General features: G+C 71.5%; 16 protein-coding genes and 3 pseudogenes. 8 read left to right on the top strand and 11 right to left on the bottom strand.

Going from position 1 to position 20,485, the window contains the following annotated elements:
* Positions 1-129: 129 nt before the first annotated feature.
* Positions 130-1,912: pseudogene (gcl, locus tag F9278_RS38950) on the top strand (glyoxylate carboligase).
* Positions 1,913-2,828: 916 nt separating this feature from the next.
* On the opposite strand, the pseudogene F9278_RS38955 reads toward gcl, so the two are convergent.
* Together F9278_RS38955 and F9278_RS38960 are read right to left on the bottom strand one after the other, a co-directional pair.
* Positions 2,829-3,715: pseudogene (locus F9278_RS38955) on the bottom strand (2-hydroxy-3-oxopropionate reductase); the annotation flags it as partial.
* Between the two features lie 48 nt (positions 3,716-3,763).
* Positions 3,764-4,622: pseudogene (locus F9278_RS38960) on the bottom strand (TIM barrel protein).
* A 163-nt stretch (positions 4,623-4,785) separates the two neighbouring features.
* Between F9278_RS38960 and F9278_RS38965 the strand changes: the two are divergent.
* The 6 genes from F9278_RS38965 to F9278_RS38990 all read left to right on the top strand — a co-directional run bounded on the left by F9278_RS38965 (position 4,786) and on the right by F9278_RS38990 (position 8,828).
* Positions 4,786-5,037 carry a hypothetical protein gene (locus F9278_RS38965; protein WP_152172497.1) on the top strand — a complete coding sequence of 84 codons (252 nt, stop codon included), beginning with the start codon at positions 4,786-4,788 and terminating at the stop codon, positions 5,035-5,037.
* Positions 5,034-5,402 (top strand): helix-turn-helix domain-containing protein, encoded by a 369-nt coding sequence (locus tag F9278_RS38970; RefSeq protein WP_152172498.1) that lies wholly within the window; start codon positions 5,034-5,036, stop codon positions 5,400-5,402. Before F9278_RS38965 ends, F9278_RS38970 begins: the two co-directional genes overlap by 4 nt.
* A gap of 112 nt (positions 5,403-5,514) precedes the next feature.
* On the top strand, positions 5,515-6,072 hold the full coding sequence (gene uraD, locus F9278_RS38975) for a 2-oxo-4-hydroxy-4-carboxy-5-ureidoimidazoline decarboxylase (RefSeq protein WP_152172499.1): 558 nt from the start codon (positions 5,515-5,517) through the stop codon (positions 6,070-6,072).
* The gene (uraH, locus tag F9278_RS38980) at positions 6,069-6,500 is read left to right on the top strand and encodes a hydroxyisourate hydrolase (protein WP_152172500.1); all 432 of its coding nucleotides are present in this window, start codon (positions 6,069-6,071) and stop codon (positions 6,498-6,500) included. The genes uraD and uraH overlap by 4 nt, the downstream gene beginning before the upstream one ends.
* A 5-nt stretch (positions 6,501-6,505) precedes the next feature.
* Entirely contained in the window at positions 6,506-7,423 is a 918-nt protein-coding gene (gene pucL, locus F9278_RS38985; RefSeq protein ID WP_152172501.1) for a factor-independent urate hydroxylase, read from the top strand.
* 25 nt (positions 7,424-7,448) lie between these two features.
* Positions 7,449-8,828, top strand: a complete 1,380-nt coding sequence (locus tag F9278_RS38990; protein WP_152172502.1) for an 8-oxoguanine deaminase — start codon at positions 7,449-7,451, stop codon at positions 8,826-8,828.
* 118 nt (positions 8,829-8,946) lie between these two features.
* Here the strand turns inward: F9278_RS38990 and F9278_RS38995 are convergent, their stop codons facing one another.
* From F9278_RS38995 to F9278_RS39005, 3 genes are all read right to left on the bottom strand, one after another.
* On the bottom strand, positions 8,947-9,798 hold the full coding sequence (locus F9278_RS38995; RefSeq protein ID WP_152172503.1) for a chitosanase: 852 nt from the start codon (positions 9,796-9,798) through the stop codon (positions 8,947-8,949).
* Between the two features lie 106 nt (positions 9,799-9,904).
* The gene (locus F9278_RS39000; protein WP_152172504.1) at positions 9,905-12,103 is read right to left on the bottom strand and encodes an alpha-N-acetylglucosaminidase; all 2,199 of its coding nucleotides are present in this window, start codon (positions 12,101-12,103) and stop codon (positions 9,905-9,907) included.
* Positions 12,104-12,296: 193 nt separating this feature from the next.
* A complete protein-coding gene (locus F9278_RS39005; RefSeq protein WP_152172505.1) occupies positions 12,297-12,896 on the bottom strand; it encodes a 3'-5' exonuclease in 600 nt (199 codons plus the stop codon).
* 290 nt (positions 12,897-13,186) lie between these two features.
* Between F9278_RS39005 and F9278_RS39010 the strand changes: the two genes are divergently transcribed.
* On the top strand, positions 13,187-14,878 hold the full coding sequence (locus F9278_RS39010) for a peroxidase family protein (protein ID WP_152172506.1): 1,692 nt from the start codon (positions 13,187-13,189) through the stop codon (positions 14,876-14,878).
* A gap of 187 nt (positions 14,879-15,065) precedes the next feature.
* Here F9278_RS39010 and F9278_RS39015 read toward each other — a convergent pair whose 3' ends face one another.
* The 6 genes from F9278_RS39015 to F9278_RS39040 all read right to left on the bottom strand — a co-directional run bounded on the left by F9278_RS39015 (position 15,066) and on the right by F9278_RS39040 (position 20,413).
* Entirely contained in the window at positions 15,066-15,734 is a 669-nt protein-coding gene (locus F9278_RS39015) for a hypothetical protein (protein ID WP_152172507.1), read from the bottom strand.
* Positions 15,735-15,781: 47 nt separating this feature from the next.
* Positions 15,782-16,381: a histidine phosphatase family protein gene (locus F9278_RS39020; RefSeq protein WP_152172508.1), complete on the bottom strand. Its 600-nt coding sequence runs from the start codon at positions 16,379-16,381 to the stop codon at positions 15,782-15,784.
* Between the two features lie 42 nt (positions 16,382-16,423).
* Positions 16,424-16,957 carry an HAD domain-containing protein gene (locus tag F9278_RS39025; protein ID WP_152172509.1) on the bottom strand — a complete coding sequence of 178 codons (534 nt, stop codon included), beginning with the start codon at positions 16,955-16,957 and terminating at the stop codon, positions 16,424-16,426.
* Positions 16,958-17,093: 136 nt separating this feature from the next.
* The gene (locus F9278_RS39030; protein ID WP_152172510.1) at positions 17,094-17,765 is read right to left on the bottom strand and encodes a sensor domain-containing protein; all 672 of its coding nucleotides are present in this window, start codon (positions 17,763-17,765) and stop codon (positions 17,094-17,096) included.
* Between the two features lie 42 nt (positions 17,766-17,807).
* A complete protein-coding gene (locus F9278_RS39035) occupies positions 17,808-19,874 on the bottom strand; it encodes a M48 family metalloprotease (RefSeq protein WP_152172511.1) in 2,067 nt (688 codons plus the stop codon).
* Positions 19,871-20,413, bottom strand: a complete 543-nt coding sequence (locus F9278_RS39040) for a hypothetical protein (RefSeq protein ID WP_152172512.1) — start codon at positions 20,411-20,413, stop codon at positions 19,871-19,873. The genes F9278_RS39035 and F9278_RS39040 overlap by 4 nt, the downstream gene beginning before the upstream one ends.
* Between the last annotated feature and the right edge of the window lie 72 nt (positions 20,414-20,485).

Genomic DNA, 20,485 nt, shown 5'->3' on the forward strand with positions numbered 1-20,485 from the left:
GATAGCAGAAGATATTTTCCGTGATGCGGAAGTATCGAGAGTGCGGAACGTCCACTGACGAGATCACGGCAGTGCTTACCGCGGGGCGCGACGGGAGCGCGAGTCCGGCAGCTGAAGCAGGAGTACGCAATGGCTCGTATGACCGCTGCCCGCGCGGCAGTCGAGATCCTCAAGCGCGAGGGAGTCCGTGACGCGTTCGGTGTCCCCGGCGCCGCGATCAACCCCTTCTACGCGGCGCTCAAGGCCGCCGGGGGCATCCAGCACACCCTCGCCCGGCATGTCGAGGGCGCCTCGCACATGGCCGAGGGCCACACCCGCACCCACCCCGGCAACATCGGGGTCTGCGTCGGCACCTCCGGGCCCGCCGGGACCGACATGATCACCGGGCTCTACTCGGCGATCGGGGACTCCATCCCGATCCTCTGCGTCACCGGCCAGGCACCCACGGCTGTGATCCACAAGGAGGACTTCCAGGCGGTCGACATCGCCTCCATCGCACGGCCCGTCACCAAGATGGCCGTCACCGTGCTGGAGGCCGCGCAGGTCCCCGGCGTCTTCCGGCAGGCCTTCCATCTGATGCGCTCCGGCCGCCCCGGGCCCGTCCTCGTCGACCTGCCCATCGACGTCCAGCTCACCGAGATCGAGTTCGACCGGGACACCTACGAGCCGCTCCCGGTCTACAAACCGGCCGCCACCCGCGCCCAGATCGAGAAGGCGCTCGGGCTGCTGAACGCCTCGGAGCGTCCGCTGATCGTCGCGGGCGGCGGGGTCGTCAACGCGGACGCGAGCGAACTGCTGCGGGAATTCGCCGAGTTGCCCGGTGTCCCGGTCGTCCCGACCCTCATGGGCTGGGGCGTCCTGCCCGACGACCACGATCTGAACGCCGGCATGGTCGGCCTCCAGACCTCGCACCGCTACGGCAACGCGACCTTCCTGGAGTCCGACTTCGTCCTCGGCATCGGCAACCTCTGGGCCAACCGGCACACCGGAAAGCTCGATGTCTACACGGCCGGACGGAAGTTCGTCCATGTCGACATCGAACCCACCCAGATCGGGCGGATCTTCGCCCCCGACTACGGCATCGCGTCCGACGCCAAGGCCGCGCCGGAGCTTTTCGTGTCCGTGGCAAGGGAGTTGAAGGCCGAGGGCAGGCTGCCGGACCGCTCGGCCTGGGCGGCCGACGCGCAGTACCGCAGGGCCCGGCTCCAGCGCCGTACGCACTTCGACGACATCCCCATCAAGCCGCAGCGCGTCTACGAGGAGATGAACAAGGCCTTCGGCCCCGAGACCCGGTACGTCTCCACCATCGGCCTCTCGCAGATCGCCGGCCCAGATGCTGCACGTCTACCACCCGCGCCACTGGATCAACTGCGGTCAGGCGGGCCCCCTCGGCTGGACGGTCCCGGCCGCGCTCGGCGTCGCCAAGGCCGACCCGGAGGCGTCCGTCGTCGCCCTCTCCGGCGACTACGACTTCCAGTTCATGATCGAGGAACTGGCCGTCGGGGCGCAGCACCGCATCCCGTACGTCCACGTCCTTGTCAACAACTCCTATCTGGGCCTCATCCGCCAGGCCCAGCGCGCCTTCGACATCGACTTCCAGGTCAACCCGGAGTTCGAGAACGTCAACTCGCCCGAGCTGGGCGTCTACGGCGTCGACCACGTCAAGGTCGCCGAGGGCCTCGGCTGCAAGGCGATCCGGGTGACCGACCCGGCCGAGTTGGGCGCCGCGTTCGAACAGGCGAAGAAGCTGGCGGCGGAGTACCGGGTGCCGGTCGTCGTCGAGGCGATCCTGGAGCGCGTCACCAATATCTCGATGTCCACGACGAACGACATCGGCAACGTGGTCGAGTTCGAGGAGACCGCGACGGAACCGGGGCACGCGCCCACCTCGATCAGGGCGCTGCGCGTCTGAGACGTACGGACGTCAGGGGCGGCTCATCCGGGGGGTGGGCCGCCCCGTCCCGCGCCCGGGGGAGGGGAAGCCGCGCGGCGGCGTGACCTCGCTGGAAGCGAGCCGCTTTGTCACGCCGCCGCTCATGGCCTCCCCCGTTCTCCCGGTTCACCCCCGATCCCCGGGCCCCGTTTCCCCCGATCCCCCGATCCCCCGATCCCCCGTGGGGCCTTCCCCCGTTCGAGGCCCGCCGCCCCCGTGCCGGCGGGCCTCGTGCTTCGAGAATGTGCCCTGAACCAAGGGCAGTTGAAGCCCTCACGCACGGGTTCAGAGGTTGATTTGAGGGTTCCGTAGACGGTCTACGCACCCTTGCGTAGACAGAGAGCCGTGACCGTGTCCGTGATCGGCGCGCGGAGGGGCGCTCTTCCGCCGCCCCAACGCGTGCGACCCGGGAGCCTCGCAGGCTCCCGGGTCCTTGTCGGGCCGGACCGCGGCGGTCGCGGCGGCGCCGGTTCCGCGTCCCTCACGTCGAGACGCGGGCCGGAGCCTTCACCACCGCACTGGCGCGCGGGCCGCCGCGGTCCGTGCCCTGCCCGCGCGTGACCGACACACACCCCTCATCCGGGTCGGTCGGAAACGGTCGCGGGCGGTGCGTCCGGTGGCTGATGAGTGTTCACCAGGGACCGGACGCCGTTCGGGGATGGAAGAAGTCGATCGCCGGGGCGGACGGTCCGCACCTCCGCCGGCCTCGGCCAGACCTTCACCCACCGTCGAGAGTCGTACGAACATCGAGGTACGCCCACCGACACCCCTCAGGAAGTCGGCGTACCCACGACGGCGGTTCCGGCCCGCGACGGCACCTGGGCGCGACAGGACAGATGTCAGCACCGCCACGGACCGGAAGCTCGGGAGGTGGGACCCGGTGGGACCCGGCCTGGACCTGGGCGCCGGAGAGGCGTTCCACGGTGCGTAGGAGGGCGAAGTGGTCGAGGTCGCCGTGGCCCTGAGCCCGTAGGGAGGCGACCAGTTGGCCACCACGGCGCCTACGGGCAGGGCGGCGCCCACGGTGCGGGCGGCGTCGGTGACGATGCCCATGTCCTTGTGGTGCAGGTCGATGCGGAAGCCCGGCTTGAAGTCCCGGTTGAGGAAGTTGTCCTTCTTGCGGGTCAGCACGGTCGAGCCCGCGAGCCCGCCGTTCAGGACGTCCAGCGCCGCCGTCAGGTCCACGCCCGACTTCTCCAGGAAGACCACGGCCTCGGCGCACGCCTGGATGTTCACGGCGACGATCAGCTGGTTGGCGGCCTTCACGGTCTGCCCGGCGTCGTGCGGACCGCACAGCACGATGGTCCTGCCGAGCGCCTCGAAGAGCGGCTCGGCCTCGTCGAAGTCGGCCTGTTCACCGCCGACCATGATGGACAGCACGGCCTCGACCGCGCCCGCCTCACCGCCGGACACCGGGGCGTCGAGCACCCGGACGCCCTTCTCCCGCGCGGCCTTCGCCAGATCGACGGAGGTCCGCGGGGTGATGGACGACATGTCGATCAGCAGGGCGCCCGCCGAGGCGTTCTCCAGGATGCCGTCGGGGCCGTACGCGATCGCCTCGACCTGCGGGGAGGCGGGCACCATCGTGATGATCACATCGGCGTCGCGGACGGCCTCGGCGACGGAGGCCGCCGCCGTCCCGCCGGCGGCGGTCAGCCGGTCGAGCTTGTCCTGCTCCAGCGTGAAACCGGTGACGTCCTAACCCGCCTTGACCAGGTTCTCGGACATGGGGGAGCCCATGATGCCGAGCCCTGTCCACGCGACCTTGGGGAGATCGCTCATGGTGAGGGTGCCTCTCTGACTGCGCTGCTACGGCGGTGGGGTGGGCGCTCAGCGCGCCGCGCGGGTCTCTCGGGGGAGCCACTCGAAGGCCTCGGCGCTCGGCCGGTCGCCGGGCTCGTACTCCAGGCCGACCAGACCCTCGTAACCGGCCTCGGTCAGCCGGCCGAGGAGGTCCTCCAGCGGGAGGGTCCCGGTGCCCGGGGCGCCACGGCCGGGGTTGTCGGCGATCTGCACATGGCCGGTCCGCGCGGCGTACTCGGCGATCACCTTCGGCAGGTCCTCGCCGTTCATGGACAGGTGGTAGAGGTCCATCAGGAAGCGCGCGTTGCCGAGGCCCGACGCCTCGTCGACCCGGTCGACGACATCGACGGCGGCCTGCGCCGACACCAGGGGGTACAGCGGCAGACTCCACCTTGTTCAGGGCCTCGATCAGCAGGATCGCGCCGATCCGGTCGGCGGCGCGGGCCGCCGCCACCAGGTTGTCCAGGGCCAGCGCGTCCTGCTCGGCCGGGTCCACGCCCTCGACGCGGTTGCCGTACAGGGCGTTGAGCGCCGTGCAGCCGACGGACCCGGCGAACTCGGCGGCCACCTCGATGTCGGCGCGGAACCGCTCCGACTCCTCGCCCGGGATCGACAAGGCGCCCCGGTCAGGTCCCGGCAGCACTCCCGAGTAGAGGTTGAGCCCGGTCAGCCGGACCCCCGCGTCGTCCAGCGCGCCCCGCAGGGCGTCGAGTGCGGACCTCGGGGGAGTGGGGGAATCGACCCAGGGCCACCACAGCTCGACCGCCGTGAAGCCCGCCGCGGCTGCGGCGGCGGGGCGCTCCAGCAGCGGGAGTTCCGTGAAGAGGATCGACAGGTTGACGTTGTAGCGCTGCGCTGCGGCTGCGTTGGATCCGAAAACGGACATGGGGCCTCAGACGGTCCCTTCCGTGTGCGCCTTCTCCCCGCGTATCTTCACTTTTCTTCCGAATTATGGAAAGTAATTTCTGATTGATGGAAGATTGCCGTCGGTGGTCGGGGGTTGTCAAGAGGGCTCGGTGGAAAACGGCACCGCGCGTTAGGTTGTGCCCGTGCGATTGAGAGTGGAGTTCACGACCGAGCCCTTCGACCTCGACGAGGCCCCGGCGCACGCGCTCGTGGCGCGTGAGGTCGTGGAGGCGGCCGAGCTGGACGCGGTCGACGTCGGCCCGTTCGGCAATACGGCGGAGGGGGGCGCCGACGCCGTGCTCACCGCCGTGGACACCCTCCTGCGCCGGACCCTGGAGTCCGGCGCCACCCGGATCTCGCTCCAGGTCAATGTGATCGAGGAGGGCGGCGCGTGACCGGCGCCGGTGACGAGCCCTTCGTCGCGGCCGTCAAACCGCTGGTCGACGCCATGGGCGGGGTCATGCTGCCGCCCGCCGAGGCCGGCCCCGACGACGTCGTCCTCTCCTGGGCGGGCGCCGACGTCGTCGCCGTACGTCTGCCGCAGCTCGCCGAGTCGCTGGACCACATCCTGGCCGCGATGGAGCGCCAGAAGGGCAAGCCGCTCGCCGACCTCGACCGCAAGGCCAAGCAGGAGGTCGTACGGATACTGGAGGCGCGCGGCGCCTTCTCCGTGCGCCATGGCGTGGAGACCGTCGCGAGCGCGCTCGGCGTCAGCCGCTTCACCGTCTACAACTACCTCAACCGTGAGAAAGAGGCCTGAGGGGCGGTCCGGCCCGCCGTAACCGGGATTTTTCAACAAACTGTTGACGTGGTGTCGTCGTGAGGCGTTAGCTTGCCGTAGCCAGTCCAGCACCACGGCGACGGAGGCACCCGTGACTTCGCGTTCATCGCGTTCCTCGACACCGGGCCTCGCCCGGTTCAACGCCCTGGAGGAGCACGCGGCAGCCGCCGCGCTCCACGAGGCGTGCGCCTCGGCGGAATGGGGGCGCGGGCTGCTCGCCGGCCGCCCGTACGCCACCGCCGAGGACCTCTTCGCCGCCAGTGACACCGCCATGGCCGCGCTGACCGAGGGGGATCTCGCGGAGGCGATGGCCGGGCACCCCCCGATCGGCCGCCCGAAGCCGGGCGACCCGACCTCGGCCCGTGAACAGCGCGGGATGGCCGGAGCCTCCGACGCGCTCAGGGCGGAGATGCTCGAACTGAACCTGGCCTACCAGGAGAAGTTCGGCCATGTCTTCCTGATCTGCGCCACCGGCCGCACCGGCGGGCAGATGCGCGACGCGGTCCGGGACCGGATCGGCAACGCGCCGGAGCGGGAACGCGAGATCGTCCGCACCGAACTGGGCAAGATCAACCGCATCCGCCTCGCCCGGCTCGTCGACGCCGACGCCGCTGTCGACGCCGCTGTCGAAAGGGAAGCCCGCTCATGAGCACCAGCAGCACCGTCTCGGTGTCCACGCACATCCTGGACACCTCCGTCGGCCGCCCCGCCGCGGGCGTCGCCGTCCGCCTCGCCGCCCGCGCCGGGCGCGACGCGGACTGGCGGGCGCTCGGCGGCTCCGCGACCGACGCCGACGGCCGGTGCAGGGACCTCCCGGCGCCGCCGGAGGGCACCACCCAGGTACGGCTCGACTTCGAGGTCGAGCCGTATCTCGAGAAGTCCGCGATCGAGAAGTCCGCGATCGAGAAGTCCGCGATCGAGCAGGCCGATGCGCAGCAGGACGCCCCCGCGAACCGGGACAGCGGTGCCGTGTTCTTCCCCGAGGTCGTCATCACCTTCGCGGTGACGCCGGGCGAGCACTACCACGTACCGCTGCTGCTCAACCCGTTCGGCTACTCCGTATACCGAGGGAGCTAGCACCCATGCCCGACCATTCCCGCCCTGCCCGCGCTGTGTTGGGACAGAACCAGTACGGCAAGGCCGAGAACCGAGTCGTCAGGATCACACGGGACGGCGCCACCCACCACATCAAGGACCTGAACGTCTCCGTGTCGCTGAGCGGCGACATGGACGATGTCCACCTCTCCGGCTCGAACGCGAACGTCCTGCCGACGGACACCACCAAGAACACGGTGTACGCCTTCGCCAAGGAGCACGGCATAGCCTCCGCCGAGCAGTTCGGCATCCACCTCGCCCGCCACTTCGTGACCTCCCAGCCGGCCATCCACCGGGCCCGGATCCGGATCGAGGAGTACTCCTGGGAGCGCGTGGCCCACGGCAACGAGGGCGCGCACTCCTTCGTCCGCAAGGGCCAGGAGACCCGGCTCGCCCAGATCATGTACGACGGCTCGGCGTGGGAGGTCGTCTCCGGCCTCAAGGACCTCACCGTCATGAACTCGACCGACTCCGAGTTCTGGGGCTATGTCAAGGACAAGTACACGACCCTGCCCGAGGCGCACGACCGCATCCTCGCCACCGAGGTCTCCGCCCGCTGGCGCTTCAACTGGACCGACGACGCGCGGGAGATGCCCGACTGGGAGGCGTCCTACGGGCAGGTCAAGCAGCATCTGCTGCGGGCCTTCGCGGAGACGTACTCGCTCTCGCTCCAGCAGACGCTGTACCAGATGGGCGTACGGATCATCGACCATGCCGACGAGATCGACGAGGTCCGCTTCTCCCTCCCGAACAAGCACCACTTCCTGGTGGACCTGGCCCCGTTCGGCCTGAAGAACGACAACGAGGTGTATCTCGCCGCCGACCGTCCCTACGGCCTGATCGAGGCCACCGTCCTGCGCGACGGCTGCGAGGCGAAGATCCCGGCCGACCTCACCAACCTCTGAAGCATCCCCGAAGGACGCACCCACCATGGCAGCCGTACAGCGCATCGTCATCGAGAACTGTTCCCTCGCGACGGTCGACGCCCATGACACCGAACACCCCACCGGTCACCTCGTCATCGCCGGCGACCGCATCGAGTCGCTCGGCGCGGGCAAGGCCCCCGAGGGACTGCCGGACGTCGTACGCCGTATCGACGCGACCGGCCATCTCGTCACCCCCGGCCTGGTCAACACCCACCACCACTTCTACCAGTGGATCACCCGGGGCCTGGCCACCGACCACAACCTCTTCGACTGGCTCGTCGCGCTCTACCCGACCTGGGCGCGCATCGACGAGCGCATGACGTACGCGGCGGCCCAGGGCTCGCTGGGCATGATGGCGCGCGGTGGGGTGACCACGGCCATGGACCACCACTACGTCTTCCCGAAGGGCTCCGGCGATCTGTCGGGCTCGATCATCCGGGCCGCGCGGGAGACGGGCGTCCGTTTCACGCTCGCCCGTGGCTCCATGGACCGCAGCGAGAAGGACGGCGGCCTGCCCCCGGACTTCGCCGTCGAGACCCTGGACGGCGCGCTCGCCGCCACCGAGGAGACGGTGAAGCGGCACCACGACGCCTCCTTCGGCGCGATGACCCAGATCGCCGTCGCCCCCTGCTCCCCCTTCTCCGTCTCCACCGAACTGCTGCGGGAGGGCGCCGAGTTGGCCCGCCGCCTCGGGGTGCGCCTGCACACCCACGGTTCGGAGACGGTCGAGGAGGAGAAGTTCTGCCACGAACTGTTCGGCATGGGCCCCACCGACTACTTCGAGTCCACGGGCTGGCTCGGCGAGGACGTGTGGATGGCCCACTGCGTCCATATGAACGACTCCGACATCGACGCCTTCGCCCGTACGAGGACGGGGGTCGCCCACTGCCCCTCGTCCAACGCCCGGCTGGCGGCGGGGATCGCCCGCGTCCCGGACATGCTGGCCGCCGGTGTCCCGGTCGGCCTCGGCGTGGACGGCACCGCGTCCAACGAGTCCGGCGAACTCCACACCGAGCTGCGCAACGCGCTCCTCATCAACCGCCTCGGTGCCCACCGCGAAGCCGCGCTCAGTGCCCGCCAGGCGCTGCGGCTCGGTACCTTCGGCGGCGCCCAAGTCCTGGGCCGGGCAGGGGAGATCGGCTCCCTGGAGCCGGGCAAGCTCGCCGACCTCGTGCTCTGGAGGCTCGACACCCTCGCCCACGCGTCGATCGCCGACCCGGTGACCGCCCTGGTCCTCGGCGCGCCGGCCCCGGTGACGGCGTCGTTCGTGAACGGCCGGCAGATCGTGGAGAACGGCCGTCTGCTGCACGTCGACGAGGACGCGATCGCCCGCTCCACCAGGGAAGAGGCCCGGCGGCTGGCCCGGATCGCCGCCGAGGCGTGACCTGTTGAACTCTGGCCGAGGGGGACGGCCCTCGGCCAGAGCCGTGGACCCGCGCGCGGGTACACGGCAGCCGTGTCCGGGGCGCGCACGAGCGTGCGCGCCCCGGAACGGTGTCCGTTCAGTCCAGCGAGTAACTGTCCCCGTACACCTGCCAGTTCAGCGGCAGATCGAGGTCGAGGTTGCCCGCCGCCAGGAACACCCGCTGGGCGGTCTCCACCCGGCTGACGTCGCTGTGGGCCTCCTCCTGCTCCATCGCCCACACCCGGGCGTCGAGGAAGGCGTGCAGGAACGCGGTCTCGTCGCCGCCCTCGGCCGGGGAGGCCGTCTGGAGGAGGGCCCGAGCGCGGATGCCGCCGAAGCTGACGGCGTCGGTGCCGGGGCCGTGCATGACCATGGCGTCGTAGTAGACGAACTGGCCCAGGGTGCCGAGACCGTCCTCCTTGGCCCGCGCCACCGCCGGGTCGAAGTGGACACGGTCGCGCTCGTCGTCCTGGGCGGTGCGGACCGCGGCGGTTCCGGAGGCCTCGCGCCAGACGTCCGGGAAGTCCGGGTCCAGGCCGTCGTGGGAGTCGGTGCCGTTCACCGCGCGCAGCGCCGGCGGACAGGTGGCCAGCGGGTTGTCCGCGACCCGCTCGGTGTACAGCTCGACCAGGGCGAGCATGTCGCTCGTACCGGAGCGGAAACCGATGATGCCGCCGGTGTAGCCCCGGCCGTCGCCGATGTCCTCGATGTAGTCGTACTGCTCCTTCCAGTCCAGCGAGGAGTTCTCCGCGCTGGACACCAGCCGCATGGCGATGTCCTTCTTCGCCGGATCGTCGAGCCCGGCGTCCGCGGTGGTGTCCGTCGTGCCTTCCGCCGTGGTGGCCGCGTCCGCCGCCTGGTACGCCAGGGCGGGGACGGCGAGGAGACAGGCGCCGAGGGCGGTCAGCAGCAGACGACGGGATGCGGCTCGGGTGGGCGGCAACGACACGGGTGATCTCCAAGTAAGCGCGCGGTAAAGGGAGTTGGCGGTAGCTGAGGGTCGCGCGACCGACTGGGAAAGCCGTGAGTGTGCCGTGGCAGTGACCTGTGATCCGTCAGGAGAGCGCGGTGAGCCGGTCCCGGACCTGTGCGGCGACCGTGTACGTGTCCCCGGTCGGCTCGGTCGCGAGCGTCCCCGGGTTCCGCGCCCAGCGGTCCTCCAGGGCGAACCAGTCGATCTTCTTCGGCGCCCGGCCCGCCGCCAGCGCGGTCCGCAGCTCCTCGAAGTACGTCGACCAGCGCAGCCGGTACAGCCCGCCGACCAGCCCCGCCCACTCCCGGTTGGCGTAGTCCCGCAGCCCCGCGTCGGCACCTTCGCGGGTGCCCCACACGGTCAGCAGCGACAGATTGTCGTACGCCAGCTCCGTCCGCTCGGCGGCACTCGTCCCCCAGGCGCGGGCGTCGGCGACCCAACGGCCCAGTAGATGACGGGAGTCGGTGGCCACCAGCCGGTCCAGCAGATCCATGAGCGAGAGCCAGTCACCGCTCAGCCGGTCGAAGCGGGCCCGGTCGCCGCCGTCGTACGCGGCCTTGATCTGCGGCAGCATCACCCGGCTGCGGTTGGACAGGGCCTGGCGGGCCACGTCGAGCAGGTCGCGGCGGTAGGCCGACGACGCCCGCAACTCGGCCCGCACCTTCAGCAGTTCCCCGAGCGCGGGCTCGAAGTCAGCCGCGCTGTACCGGAGTTGCTTCGGCGACCAGCGGCCGGCCCGTACGACGTTCAGTGCCGGCCGGGCGCCGAAGAGACCGTCGGCGCCCTCGCTCCACGAGTCGGCACGGGTGGTGCCGTACGCGGTGCGGCGCAGGATGTCCCAGGCGGCCTCGGCATGCGCGTCGAGGGCCCCGTACCGGGCGTGCGCCCACTCCGCGAACCAGGTCTTCAGATCCAACTCGCCTTCCCGCCAGGCGAGTTCGGAGAACAGGGCGAAGGCGGCCGGGTTGTTGTCCGCCGCCTCCGGCATCAGGGCGATCCCGTGCAGCCTGCTGCCGCTCCTGGTGCGCCACTTCTCGTACAGCGCGGCCCAGTCGGGGGTGTTGGCGCCGAGCGCGGTGTGACCGCCGAAGTTCCAGATCGAGCCGAAGGCGTACGGGGTGTCGCCCCAGTCGGCCTCGCGGTCGACGACCGTGGGGAAACGGTCGGAGAGACCGTCGACGACGAGCATCCGCTCCTTGTCGACGGCGTCGACGATCGCGCGCGGCGGGTTGTGCTGCCAGCCGAGGATCACCCAGGTGGCCCCCGGACGGGAGCGCTGGAGCGCCCGCTCGACGCCCTTCGCCGCGTCGGCGACGGGCACGTCACCCGGGTCGCCGCCCTCGTGCAGCAGATCCATCTTGTACAGGGTCGACGGGCCGAACATCTCGTCCTGCACCCGGTAGAAGGCCGCCGCCACCCGCGCGAACTCGTCCGTGCGCGGGTCCAGCCAGTCGGGGCGCGCGAAGCCCATCCAGTCGCCCTGCGGCACGGTCCGCGCCCCCGGCACACGCTCCGCGAACCCGGCCGGGACCGTCCCGAAGTAGCCGGGGAACACCGGCGTCATCCCCAGCTCACGCGCCCGGTCGGCGATCCGGCGGCCGAGGACGGCCCGCGCGTCCAGGAGCTGCCGCGAGACGGGGGAGGGGAACGCGGACAGGTTCTGCAGCAGCCACCAGGGCTGATGGGCCGGGCCGGGCACCCACTCCCGCAGCTCCGCCTCCGTGTACCCGAACTCCTGGAACACCCGGTGGTACAGCGCGTCCGCGCCCGCGTAGACGAGGACCTCGTTGTAGCCGTGCAACGCCAGCACGTCCAGCTCGCGCTCCCAGTACGTCCAGTCGAGGTAGGCGCCCGTGTAGCCGTCGTTGGTGTCGTTGAGGGCGAAGCGGTGGGTGACGTTCGCGCGGCGGCTCACCGGCTCGTCGAGGCCGGGCAGCTCGCGCGGCAGCAGGTTCGTCTGCTCGCCCGCCCAGTTGATCTCGGCGTACGCGATATGCCGCAAGTACCAGTTCAGGCCGGTGAGTTGGGTGGCCGGAGTATCACCGGCGACGGTGATGCGTCCGGTGCTCCCCGAGACCCGGAAGGTGTCCGGGTCCTGGCCCTGCGTGAACGTGATCTGCCGCCAGTGGTCCGGCAGCAGCCGCCGTGCCGTCACCGAGGCCGTGCTCCGCGCCCTGTCGGTGCGGGGCGCGTCGTCCGAGGGGATCGCGCGGGCCGGCGTACAGGCGACGGCGGGACCCGCGGCGAACGCGGCGAGCAGGGCACGGCGGGCGAGCGGCATGGTGTCTCCGGGGCGCGGTGGGGGTACGGAGTGGGAGGAATACCCGCCGAAACCACACTTGTGCGCAGACACAGGGCCACACGGGGGAGAACCCGCCATGAACGGCTCCTTCCGGCGTGTCGGCCTGTCTTCGCCCCACATCATCGCGGATGCCCGGTGGCCGCCGGAGGGCATCCGGGTGTCCGGCACACGTCTACTCGGTGGTGGTGCCGTCCCAGGCCATCAGGTTCGCCAGCAGCTCCGCCTGCTCGATCGCGTCGTCGAGAGCGTGGTGCGTGTGGGGGCTCCGGGGGAGGAGATGCCGGGGCATCGCCCGCTTGGAGACCGCCCGCAGCGGGACCCCGGCCTTCGTCGCGTACAGCGTCTTCATGTCCAGACACCCCGAGTGCCCGAAGGGGCTCGCCCCGGTGAAGCGGATCAGATACCAGTACAGGAACGTCCAGTCGTACGAGGCGGGGTAGCCGCACATCACCGGCTGGGCGTCGCCGCAGACCTCGCGCACCCAGGAGGCGAACTGCCTCAGCACCGCGCCCGGGTCGGCCCCCTCTGCCGCCAGCCGCTCCCGGTCCAGGCCGCTCACCGCCAGCGCCTCGGGCACGAACTCCGCGCTGATCGGCCGCAGTTCCCGGTAGAAGGTCCGCCGCCGCGGATCGGTCGCCGTGAACCCGCCCGCCCCCTGCCGCCCGGCGACGGCCGCGCCGAGGCTGAGCATCGAGTACGGGCCCGGTATCGGTCCGTCCGCCTCGATGTCGACGGAGATGTACAGACTGGGCTTGATCGTGCGTGCCGCCATACGACGATCATGACGGCGGGGGAGTGCGCGGCGCATCCGGATTTCGGGGCCCGGTCCCTCGCGCGATCCATGTCATGTGCGTCGTATGACGGGGAGCGTCAACCTGACGGTACGTCAATATGAGTAGTTTTCCCCCTTCGGGAACCCCTTGTGCCGGACGACACGTTGTCGGTAAAAGGGATTTATCCGAATGATCGCTTCGCGTCCGGTGGGGGCCGGTACCGACGGGGAGAACCGGTAAGTCCGGTTGTGGCCGTTCGCGGAGCCGGGGGACAGAACGGGGACAACACATGGTGCATCGACACCATCGCGAGACCTACTACGTCGTCAACGAGGGCCGGATCCTGGAGTTCGAGAAGGGGGAGGCGGTCGCGCGCGTACCGAGCGCGACCGAGCAGCAGATGGCCTTCCGCTTCTCCCGGTTCGGCGAGAAGGGAGTCCAGCTCGACGAGGCACTGCTCGGCAAACTGGCCGTGGCCATGACCACGGGCACCGGCGGTGCCGACCCGGACTCGGGAGAGCCCGGCACCTTTGTCCCGGCGGGGTTCACCTACCTCGGTCAGTTCGTCGACCACGACCTGACCCTGGATCGCACCCAGGTCGGCCTGGGCGAACCCGTCCCGGTCGAGGACCTGGTGCAGGGCCGCAGCCCCGCGCTCGACCTGGACTCGCTCTACGGCATGGGCCCGCGCCACACCGGCAGCGCCCGCTTCTACGAGTCCGACCGTGTCCGGCTGCGGATGGGCACCACGCTCGGGGTCGGCTTCCCGCCCGAGTCGACGTCCAACGTCGATCACGAGGGCTTCGACCTGCCGAGGGCCGGCGAGGCGGTCGGCGGCACCAAGGCCGACCAGCGTGCCCCGCTCATCCCGGACGCGCGCAACGACGAGAACCTGGCGGTCGGCCAGCTCCACCTGGCGTTCATCCGCTTCCACAACCGCGTCGTCGACCTCCTCGCCGAGCGCGGAGTGCCCGAGCACCGGCTGTTCCAGGACGCCCGGGACCTCGTCGTCAAGCACTACCAGTGGGTGCTGCGCACCGACTTCCTGCCGCGCATCGTCGACCCGGACATCGTCGAACGGGTCTTCACCCGAGGCCGCAAGCACTTCGAGCGGCCCGGGTACACCCGCCCCGGCGACTTCCCGACCATGCCCATCGAGTTCTCCGTAGCGGCCTACCGCCTCGGACACAGCATGGTGCGCGGGGCCTACCAGTGGAACAGCGTCTTCCGCGCGGGCGGACCCGGCCCGATCGCCTCGCTCGGGCTGCTGTTCCGGTTCAGCGGCACGGCGGGCAACCTCTCGCTGGGCCCGGACGACCTGAGCGACCTCGACGACCCGAACTCGGGCGACAACCTGCGGCTGCCGAGCAACTGGATCGTCGACTTCCGCCGACTGTTCGACTTCGGCGAGATCGGCCGGGACGACCTGGTCGTGCCCGAGGACGAGTTCAATGTGGCCAAGCGACTCGACACGCTCCTCGTCGACCCGCTGTCCACCCTGCCCACCGGCACGTTCGACGGCCGGGGCCGCCCGGCTCCGCCGGTCATCCAGCGCAACCTGGCGTTCCGCAACCTCGTGCGCGCCTCGATGGTCGAACTGGCAACCGGGCCGCAACTGGCCGCCCAGATGGGCTTCAAGCCGCTCACGGAGGACCAGATCCTGCGGGGCGACGGCGGCGCCGTCCTGGAGGGCCTCACCGACACCGAGCGCGCCCAGCTCGTGGAGCACACCCCGCTGTGGTTCTACGTCCTGCGCGAGGCCGAGGTGAACGAGGCCCGTCCCGGCAGCCTCACCGGGGTCGGCGGCACGCTCGTCGCCGAAGTGTTCCACCGGGCGATCGAGGGCAGCCGGAGGTCGATCGTGAAGCACCCGGGCTGGCGCCCGAGCCTTCCGTCCCACCGGAAGGGCCGGTTCACCATGACGGACCTGCTGCTCTTCGCCTTCGAGAACGACCCGAAGCTGCTCAATCCGCTGGGCTGAGGGGCGCGGTTCGTTGTCGGGTGCGGGTCCGGTGGGGCTTCTCGCGCGCTTCCCCGCGCCCCTAAAAGATCAGGCCCTGCGGGCCTGAAACGCGCGGGGCGCAGCCCCGGCTTTTCAGGGGCGCGGGGAACCGCGCGACCAGCCCCCACCGGGCCCGCACCCGAAGCCGGCTTCGCCGAGGCGCTGGCTAGGACCGTCTCGGCGAAGCCAGCAGGTATCGCCGGCGGGTGCGCGGCTCCATATGCTCACCCACCTGCCACCCCGCCCCCTCCAACGTCGCCGCACAAGCCCGCAACGCCTCCGCGTCCGGCTCCCGTACGGCCACGGCTTCCGGCTGGGGCGTGGCCCGCACCCGGTAACCCCCTTCCGCCGACCCCGCCCCAGGCGTCGGCGCCGGCTCCGGCCGGTGGCCCGCCGCCTCCAGCGCCAGCGCGGCGGCCCGCACCAGATGCGCCCGCTCCCACGCGCACGGACGGTCCGTAGCACCACCCGGGTTGGTCATCCGGCGCAGCTCCAGCAACCCCTGCCAGGCGCTGTGCACCTCCCGTGCGCGTGCCGGGCCGTTCACGGCGGCCTCCTCACCGCCCACCCGCGCGGCGAAGACACCGGCCGGGACGGAGGCCGGCGCAGGGGCCGGAGCGGGGGCTTCCGGGAGCGCCTCCGGTGCCTCCGCCGTCTCCCGTACGCGATGCCCGGCCGGGGTCAGGAAATGGTCGTGCGGCGGGCGTGGATGCCGGAAGGCCAGCCCGCGCCTCACCAGCGCCGCGAGCTGCGCCTCCGTACCCCTCAGCCGCCCCGTCACGGGCTCGGCGGCATCGATGATCCGCCGCTGGGCGGCGGTTGGCGGTCGTGTCACGGCACCCTCCCTCACCCGAGCCGGGCGTGGGCCGACTCCCTCGAAGACTACGAGGCGGGTCTGACATTCCACCCGGCGACGACCGGACGCCCGTGCTCCGTCCCGAGTCGGCAGACCGTGCCCGTGGCCAGCTGGAACAGCGCGCCACCGGAAGCGGGCAGACCGAGATAGCGGGCGGTGAGGACCCGCAGGAAGTGCCCGTGCGCCACGAGCGCCACGCTCCCCTCGGTGTTCCCCAGCGCCGCGTGCGCCTTCGCCAGCATCCGGTCGGCACGCGCCCCGACCTCCTCCGGGCTCTCCCCGGGATGCTCCGGCGGCCCCGCCGCGACCCCGTCCGTGAAGAGGAACCAGTCCGGCCGGGTGCGATGGATCTCGACGGTCGTGATCCCCTCGTACCCGCCGTAGTCCCACTCGACGAGATCCGCGTCGACCCGCGCCCCGGTGAGCCCGGCCAGGTCGGCCGTCTCCCGGGCACGCTTGAGCGGACTCACGAAGACGGTGCCGACGCGGTGCGAGCCGAGCAGCGGGGCGAGGCCGCGCGCCTGCTCACGGCCGTGGTCGGTCAGCGGGATGTCGGTCCAGCTGGTGTGCTGCCCGGATGCCGACCACTCGGTCTCACCGTGCCGCACGAGAAGAAGATCACCCATGGCCCCAGGCTACGAGCCCGTGCCGCCGACGGCGTCCTCGCCTCACAGGGCACGGGCCCACCGCTCCAGCTCCGTGAACTCCTCCTCCCGCAGCCCCCGGCGCGGATCTATCCGCAGCAGCAGGGCCGCCGTGTCGTGGTGCTCGGCCACATGCCGTACGTCGAGGTCGGTGATCATGTCGTCGACCCAGACGAACGGCCGCCCCGCCGCCCACTCCAGGACCCGCCGGGTCTTCCAGTACAGCCCGTCCGGGTCCTCGGTGAAGAGGTTGTCGAACTCGATGACCGGCAGATCGCGCGGCAGCCCGATCACCGGCCCGATCATCTCGTTGGCCTCGTGCATCCACGTCGTCGCCCACGCCAACTCGTACGGCAGCCCGAGCAGTCGCTGCCCGTGCGCCGGGTTCAGCCGGATCCGCAGGCCCCGGCGCAGCCGCCGGGATCCCGGTTTCTGCCGTGCGGACCAGTTGGCGGGGTGCACCCGGCGTGTCACATAGCCCCGGGGACGCCATATGCGGGCGCCGAAGGGGTTGAGGGGGCCGTCGACGTCGAGGAGCAGCAGCGGTCGGTCAGTCATGGGAGAGGGCTACCCAGCGAGGCCGCCCGGCGCGCCCCACTTCGGATGTCGGTCGGATACGCGGCACTTGGGCATCCGGTGCGCGGGCGTTCGTACATTCCGTGCGCGGGCGTTCGAGCGTCCCGTGCGTGGGCGTTCAGACATCGAGTGCGCGGGTCGCACGGTCCGTGGCCCGTCGGGTGATGTCCTCGGTCTCCCGCCTCGGCGGTGCGTCCGGGGCCGCAGCGTGGCTGATGACGACGAGGAGCCTGCCCCGCTGTACGAGCGTCTTGGTCTCCCCGGAGGGGAAGCCGCCCAGCTCCACCTGGATGTCGGCCGCCCAACTCCGGTCCCCCAGACGGGGATCGGTCGTCTCCCGCAGCCGTTCCGTCCCGGACCGCGCGAGATCGGACCAGGTGATGGTGAACTCCCCGCAGTCCGCGAGGTCGGCGAGGACCCGCTCGTACGCCTTCCCGGCGGCGGAGTCGTCACGGTAGACCCGGAGGGTCTGGCGGATCCACGGCCCCAACTGGCTGTGCCCGAACTCGATCCGCGCCTGCGCCGCCGTGTCGGAGGCCGGGGTTCCGTAGTCGAGGTCGTTGAGGGCGCGCAGACACTTCGGCCGGTCCGAACCGTCCGGCGGTACGGCCTCCTTGTCCGGCTGGATCTGGTCGTAGCCGGTGAGATCGGCCTCCCGCAGCAGCGCGGCGGAGACCTCGGCCCGGGTGGGCAGCCGACGGTCCCCACCTCCACCCCCGCCCCCGCAGCCGCCGGTCAGCAGGGCGACGGCGATGGTGACGGCGACGAACGATACCCCAGTGATCTTCATGGATTCCCCCGGTTGTTCTTGCTCCTGTCGCTGTCGGCGGGCTCAGCGGGCCAGCACGACCTTGCACGCGGAATGGACCTCCCGGACGGCCGCTCCCGTGTCGAAGCCGGTGTCGCCCTCCAGGTCGCCGAGGACGCGCAGGACGACCGCGCGCAGTCGCGCGTCGCGGGTCACCCTCATCTGCTCCAGAACCTCCCGGAGACCGTCGCGGGAGTGGAGGCGCTCGGTGGACGCGTTCACGAAGACGAAGCAGGCGAGCGCCGGTTCGACGGCCGGGTTCCGGTCGGCGGACGTGGCACTCGGCAGAACGGGCAGGTCCCCCTCCGGGAAGTCGTCCGGGCGGTCGGGGTCGTCGGTCGGCCGGATCAGCGGCGGGTCGGGGGAGGCACGGCGGTCGACCACCGTGCCCACGGCCACCGCGGTGAGCGGCAGCAGCGCGGTGGCGCAGACGCAGGCCCCGGCGACGGCCGCGGAGCGCCATGACCTCCGGCGTGCCGTCCACAGCACCACGAGCGCGACCACCCCGCCTGCGCACAACCCGCCGTACACCACCGGAGTCAGCAGCAGCCGCGCGACGGCGCGCGGGGAGACGTACGACGTGGCCACCAGCCGCTGGAGTTGGAACCAGACCGCCAGCGGTACGGAGAGCACCAGGCCCCCGAGGGCGATCGCCACCCAGGGCCTGGGCGCCGACCGGAACCGTACCGGCGCCAGCGCCCGGGACCAGGACACGAAGACGGTTCCGCCGACGACCGCGACCGCCACGAGCGGCAGTACCGCGACCGGCCGGGCGCCGAGGAGCGCGTAGTTGTCGCCCCGGACGAGCGCGGTGGGGAACAGCCGTTCCCAGGCGCCCGCGGCTCGGGGGGACAGCTGGGAGCCCGCCACGAGCGCGAGTCCCAGCAGCGCGCCGGGGAGCAGGGTGTCCCGTGTGCCGTGGCCGTCGCGCCACACCGAGACCGACACCACGGCGGCGACGGCCGTGCCGGTGAGCAGTCCGGTGAGCCAGTAGGAGAGGAAGGTGTCGCCCGCCGTGCCGGCTTCGAACAGCAGGGCGATCTCCTGGAAGGCGGTCCCGACGGCGGTGCCCGCGATCAGACACGAGGTGAGAAGCAGCCGACGGGGTCCGCCCGGCTCCTTCAGCGCCTGCAACCGGCTGCGGTCGTGGGGATGCAGCCGCAGTACCCCGGGCAGCCGCGCCCGCGACCGGGCCGACCGGTCGTTCCGCCCCGCATTCAACGACTGCTCCACGGCGAACGCCATCCCGCCCGGGTCCGCCGGGGCCGTGTCGGCGGCGCGGTCCGCCTCGTACTCGCGGATGCGGACGAACGCGGCGAAGGCCAGCAGGACCACGGCGGTCACCGCGGCGAGCCGCCAGCCCAGGGACAGCGCGAGGTCCGCCGGACGGCCGATCGCGGCGACCGCCAGAGGGAGGACGACGACGGTCGGGAAGAGCCACAGGGCGTGGAAGGCGAACCGGCCGCGGCCCACGTCCCCGGTGCGCAGATGCGCGACCTCGTGGCGCAGGGTCGCCATGCCGCCGCGGTCGTGCTCCGGGCCCACCGACCTGGGCTCGGAAAGGGGTTTGTGGTTGGCGACGATCACGTACTGGCGGCCGAACAGCCCGTACGCCTGTGCCTCCGCGCGGAGGCGGCAGAGGCCGCCGCTGCGCTCGATGACCGGCTTCGGCGGGAGGGCGGGGGCGTGACCGGCCTCGGCGAGGCAGGTCTTCAGGGCCGCCACCGTCCGGGCGGGGACCGGCAGCGGGTGGCGGTGCCAGCGCAGCAGCCGCCAGAACGTGGTGACCAGGACGGCCAGCGCGGTGAGGGCGAGTACCGCCGCCGGGCCGAGCAGGCTGACGGCCGACTCCCGTGACAGCAGGTCGTCCAGGCAGCGGGTCGTGGCGCTCAGGTCGCCGGTGGCTCCGGCGGTCTCGGCGGCCCGGCGCAGACAGTTCTCGCGTCGGGCCGTCCAGCCGTCCCGGGTGAGGACGCCCCACCAGGTCCCGGCGAAGAGCGACGCGGCGCTCACCATGAGCAGCAGCAACAGGAACTGGGTGGACGTCGGATGCGGCAGCGCGGGGGAGGCCCCGGCGCGCGGCTCCGTCACCCGGCGCCGCTCCCCGGCTCGTCACCGTCGGGGGCCGGGCCCCGGCCGCGCGCGATCCAGGCGGTGGCTATGGCGTCGGCGATCACCGCCGCCCGCTCCGGCGGACAGCCGATCGCCTCGATCCGGGCCGCCACATTGCCGCGCAGCCAGTCCAGGTGCCGCGCGTCGACGTGCGGAGCGGACTCCTCCAGCGCCGCGACCAGTCTCCGCTCTCTGCTCCCCGCCCGCCAGCGGCTGAGTCTTCCGTGCGCCGTGCGGGCGCCCGCCTTGACGCCTTCCCCGATGAGTGTCGCCACCACGGCCACCACCAGGGGCTCGGTGAGGACCGTGGTCACCAGACCGCTGGACAACAACCCACCGCGTCGGGCACCGAGTTGATCGACCGTCACCGGGTCGGCGCGATACCGGTCCAACAGGTCCGGCAGCTCGCGTTCGACCTGTTCGGTGTCCGACAGGTCCAACTCCCCGCGCGAGGCGAGCAGATGGAGTGCCGCACCGATGACATCCGCCCCCGTGACCACTTCCGAACCGGAGCTCATCCCTACCCCCGAACCCGTGTGCCCGTCGTGTGCTGGGGACTATAGAGGGATATGTCAGAGGCTGCGAGCCAG

This window comes from Streptomyces phaeolivaceus, assembly GCF_009184865.1.
Lineage (GTDB): Bacteria > Actinomycetota > Actinomycetes > Streptomycetales > Streptomycetaceae > Streptomyces > Streptomyces phaeolivaceus.

What these genes read in the sequence shown, in the direction of transcription:
- uraH (WP_152172500.1), top strand. Translation starts at nt 6,069, where the DNA reads ATGAGCACCAGCAGCACCGTCTCGGTGTCCACGCACATCCTGGACACC.
- pucL (WP_152172501.1), top strand. Translation starts at nt 6,506, where the DNA reads ATGCCCGACCATTCCCGCCCTGCCCGCGCTGTGTTGGGACAGAACCAG.
- F9278_RS38990 (WP_152172502.1), top strand. Translation starts at nt 7,449, where the DNA reads ATGGCAGCCGTACAGCGCATCGTCATCGAGAACTGTTCCCTCGCGACG.
- F9278_RS39000 (WP_152172504.1), bottom strand. Translation starts at nt 12,103, where the DNA reads ATGCCGCTCGCCCGCCGTGCCCTGCTCGCCGCGTTCGCCGCGGGTCCC.
- F9278_RS39005 (WP_152172505.1), bottom strand. Translation starts at nt 12,896, where the DNA reads ATGGCGGCACGCACGATCAAGCCCAGTCTGTACATCTCCGTCGACATC.
- F9278_RS39010 (WP_152172506.1), top strand. Translation starts at nt 13,187, where the DNA reads ATGGTGCATCGACACCATCGCGAGACCTACTACGTCGTCAACGAGGGC.
- F9278_RS39020 (WP_152172508.1), bottom strand. Translation starts at nt 16,381, where the DNA reads ATGGGTGATCTTCTTCTCGTGCGGCACGGTGAGACCGAGTGGTCGGCA.
- F9278_RS39025 (WP_152172509.1), bottom strand. Translation starts at nt 16,957, where the DNA reads ATGACTGACCGACCGCTGCTGCTCCTCGACGTCGACGGCCCCCTCAAC.
- F9278_RS39030 (WP_152172510.1), bottom strand. Translation starts at nt 17,765, where the DNA reads ATGAAGATCACTGGGGTATCGTTCGTCGCCGTCACCATCGCCGTCGCC.
- F9278_RS39040 (WP_152172512.1), bottom strand. Translation starts at nt 20,413, where the DNA reads ATGAGCTCCGGTTCGGAAGTGGTCACGGGGGCGGATGTCATCGGTGCG.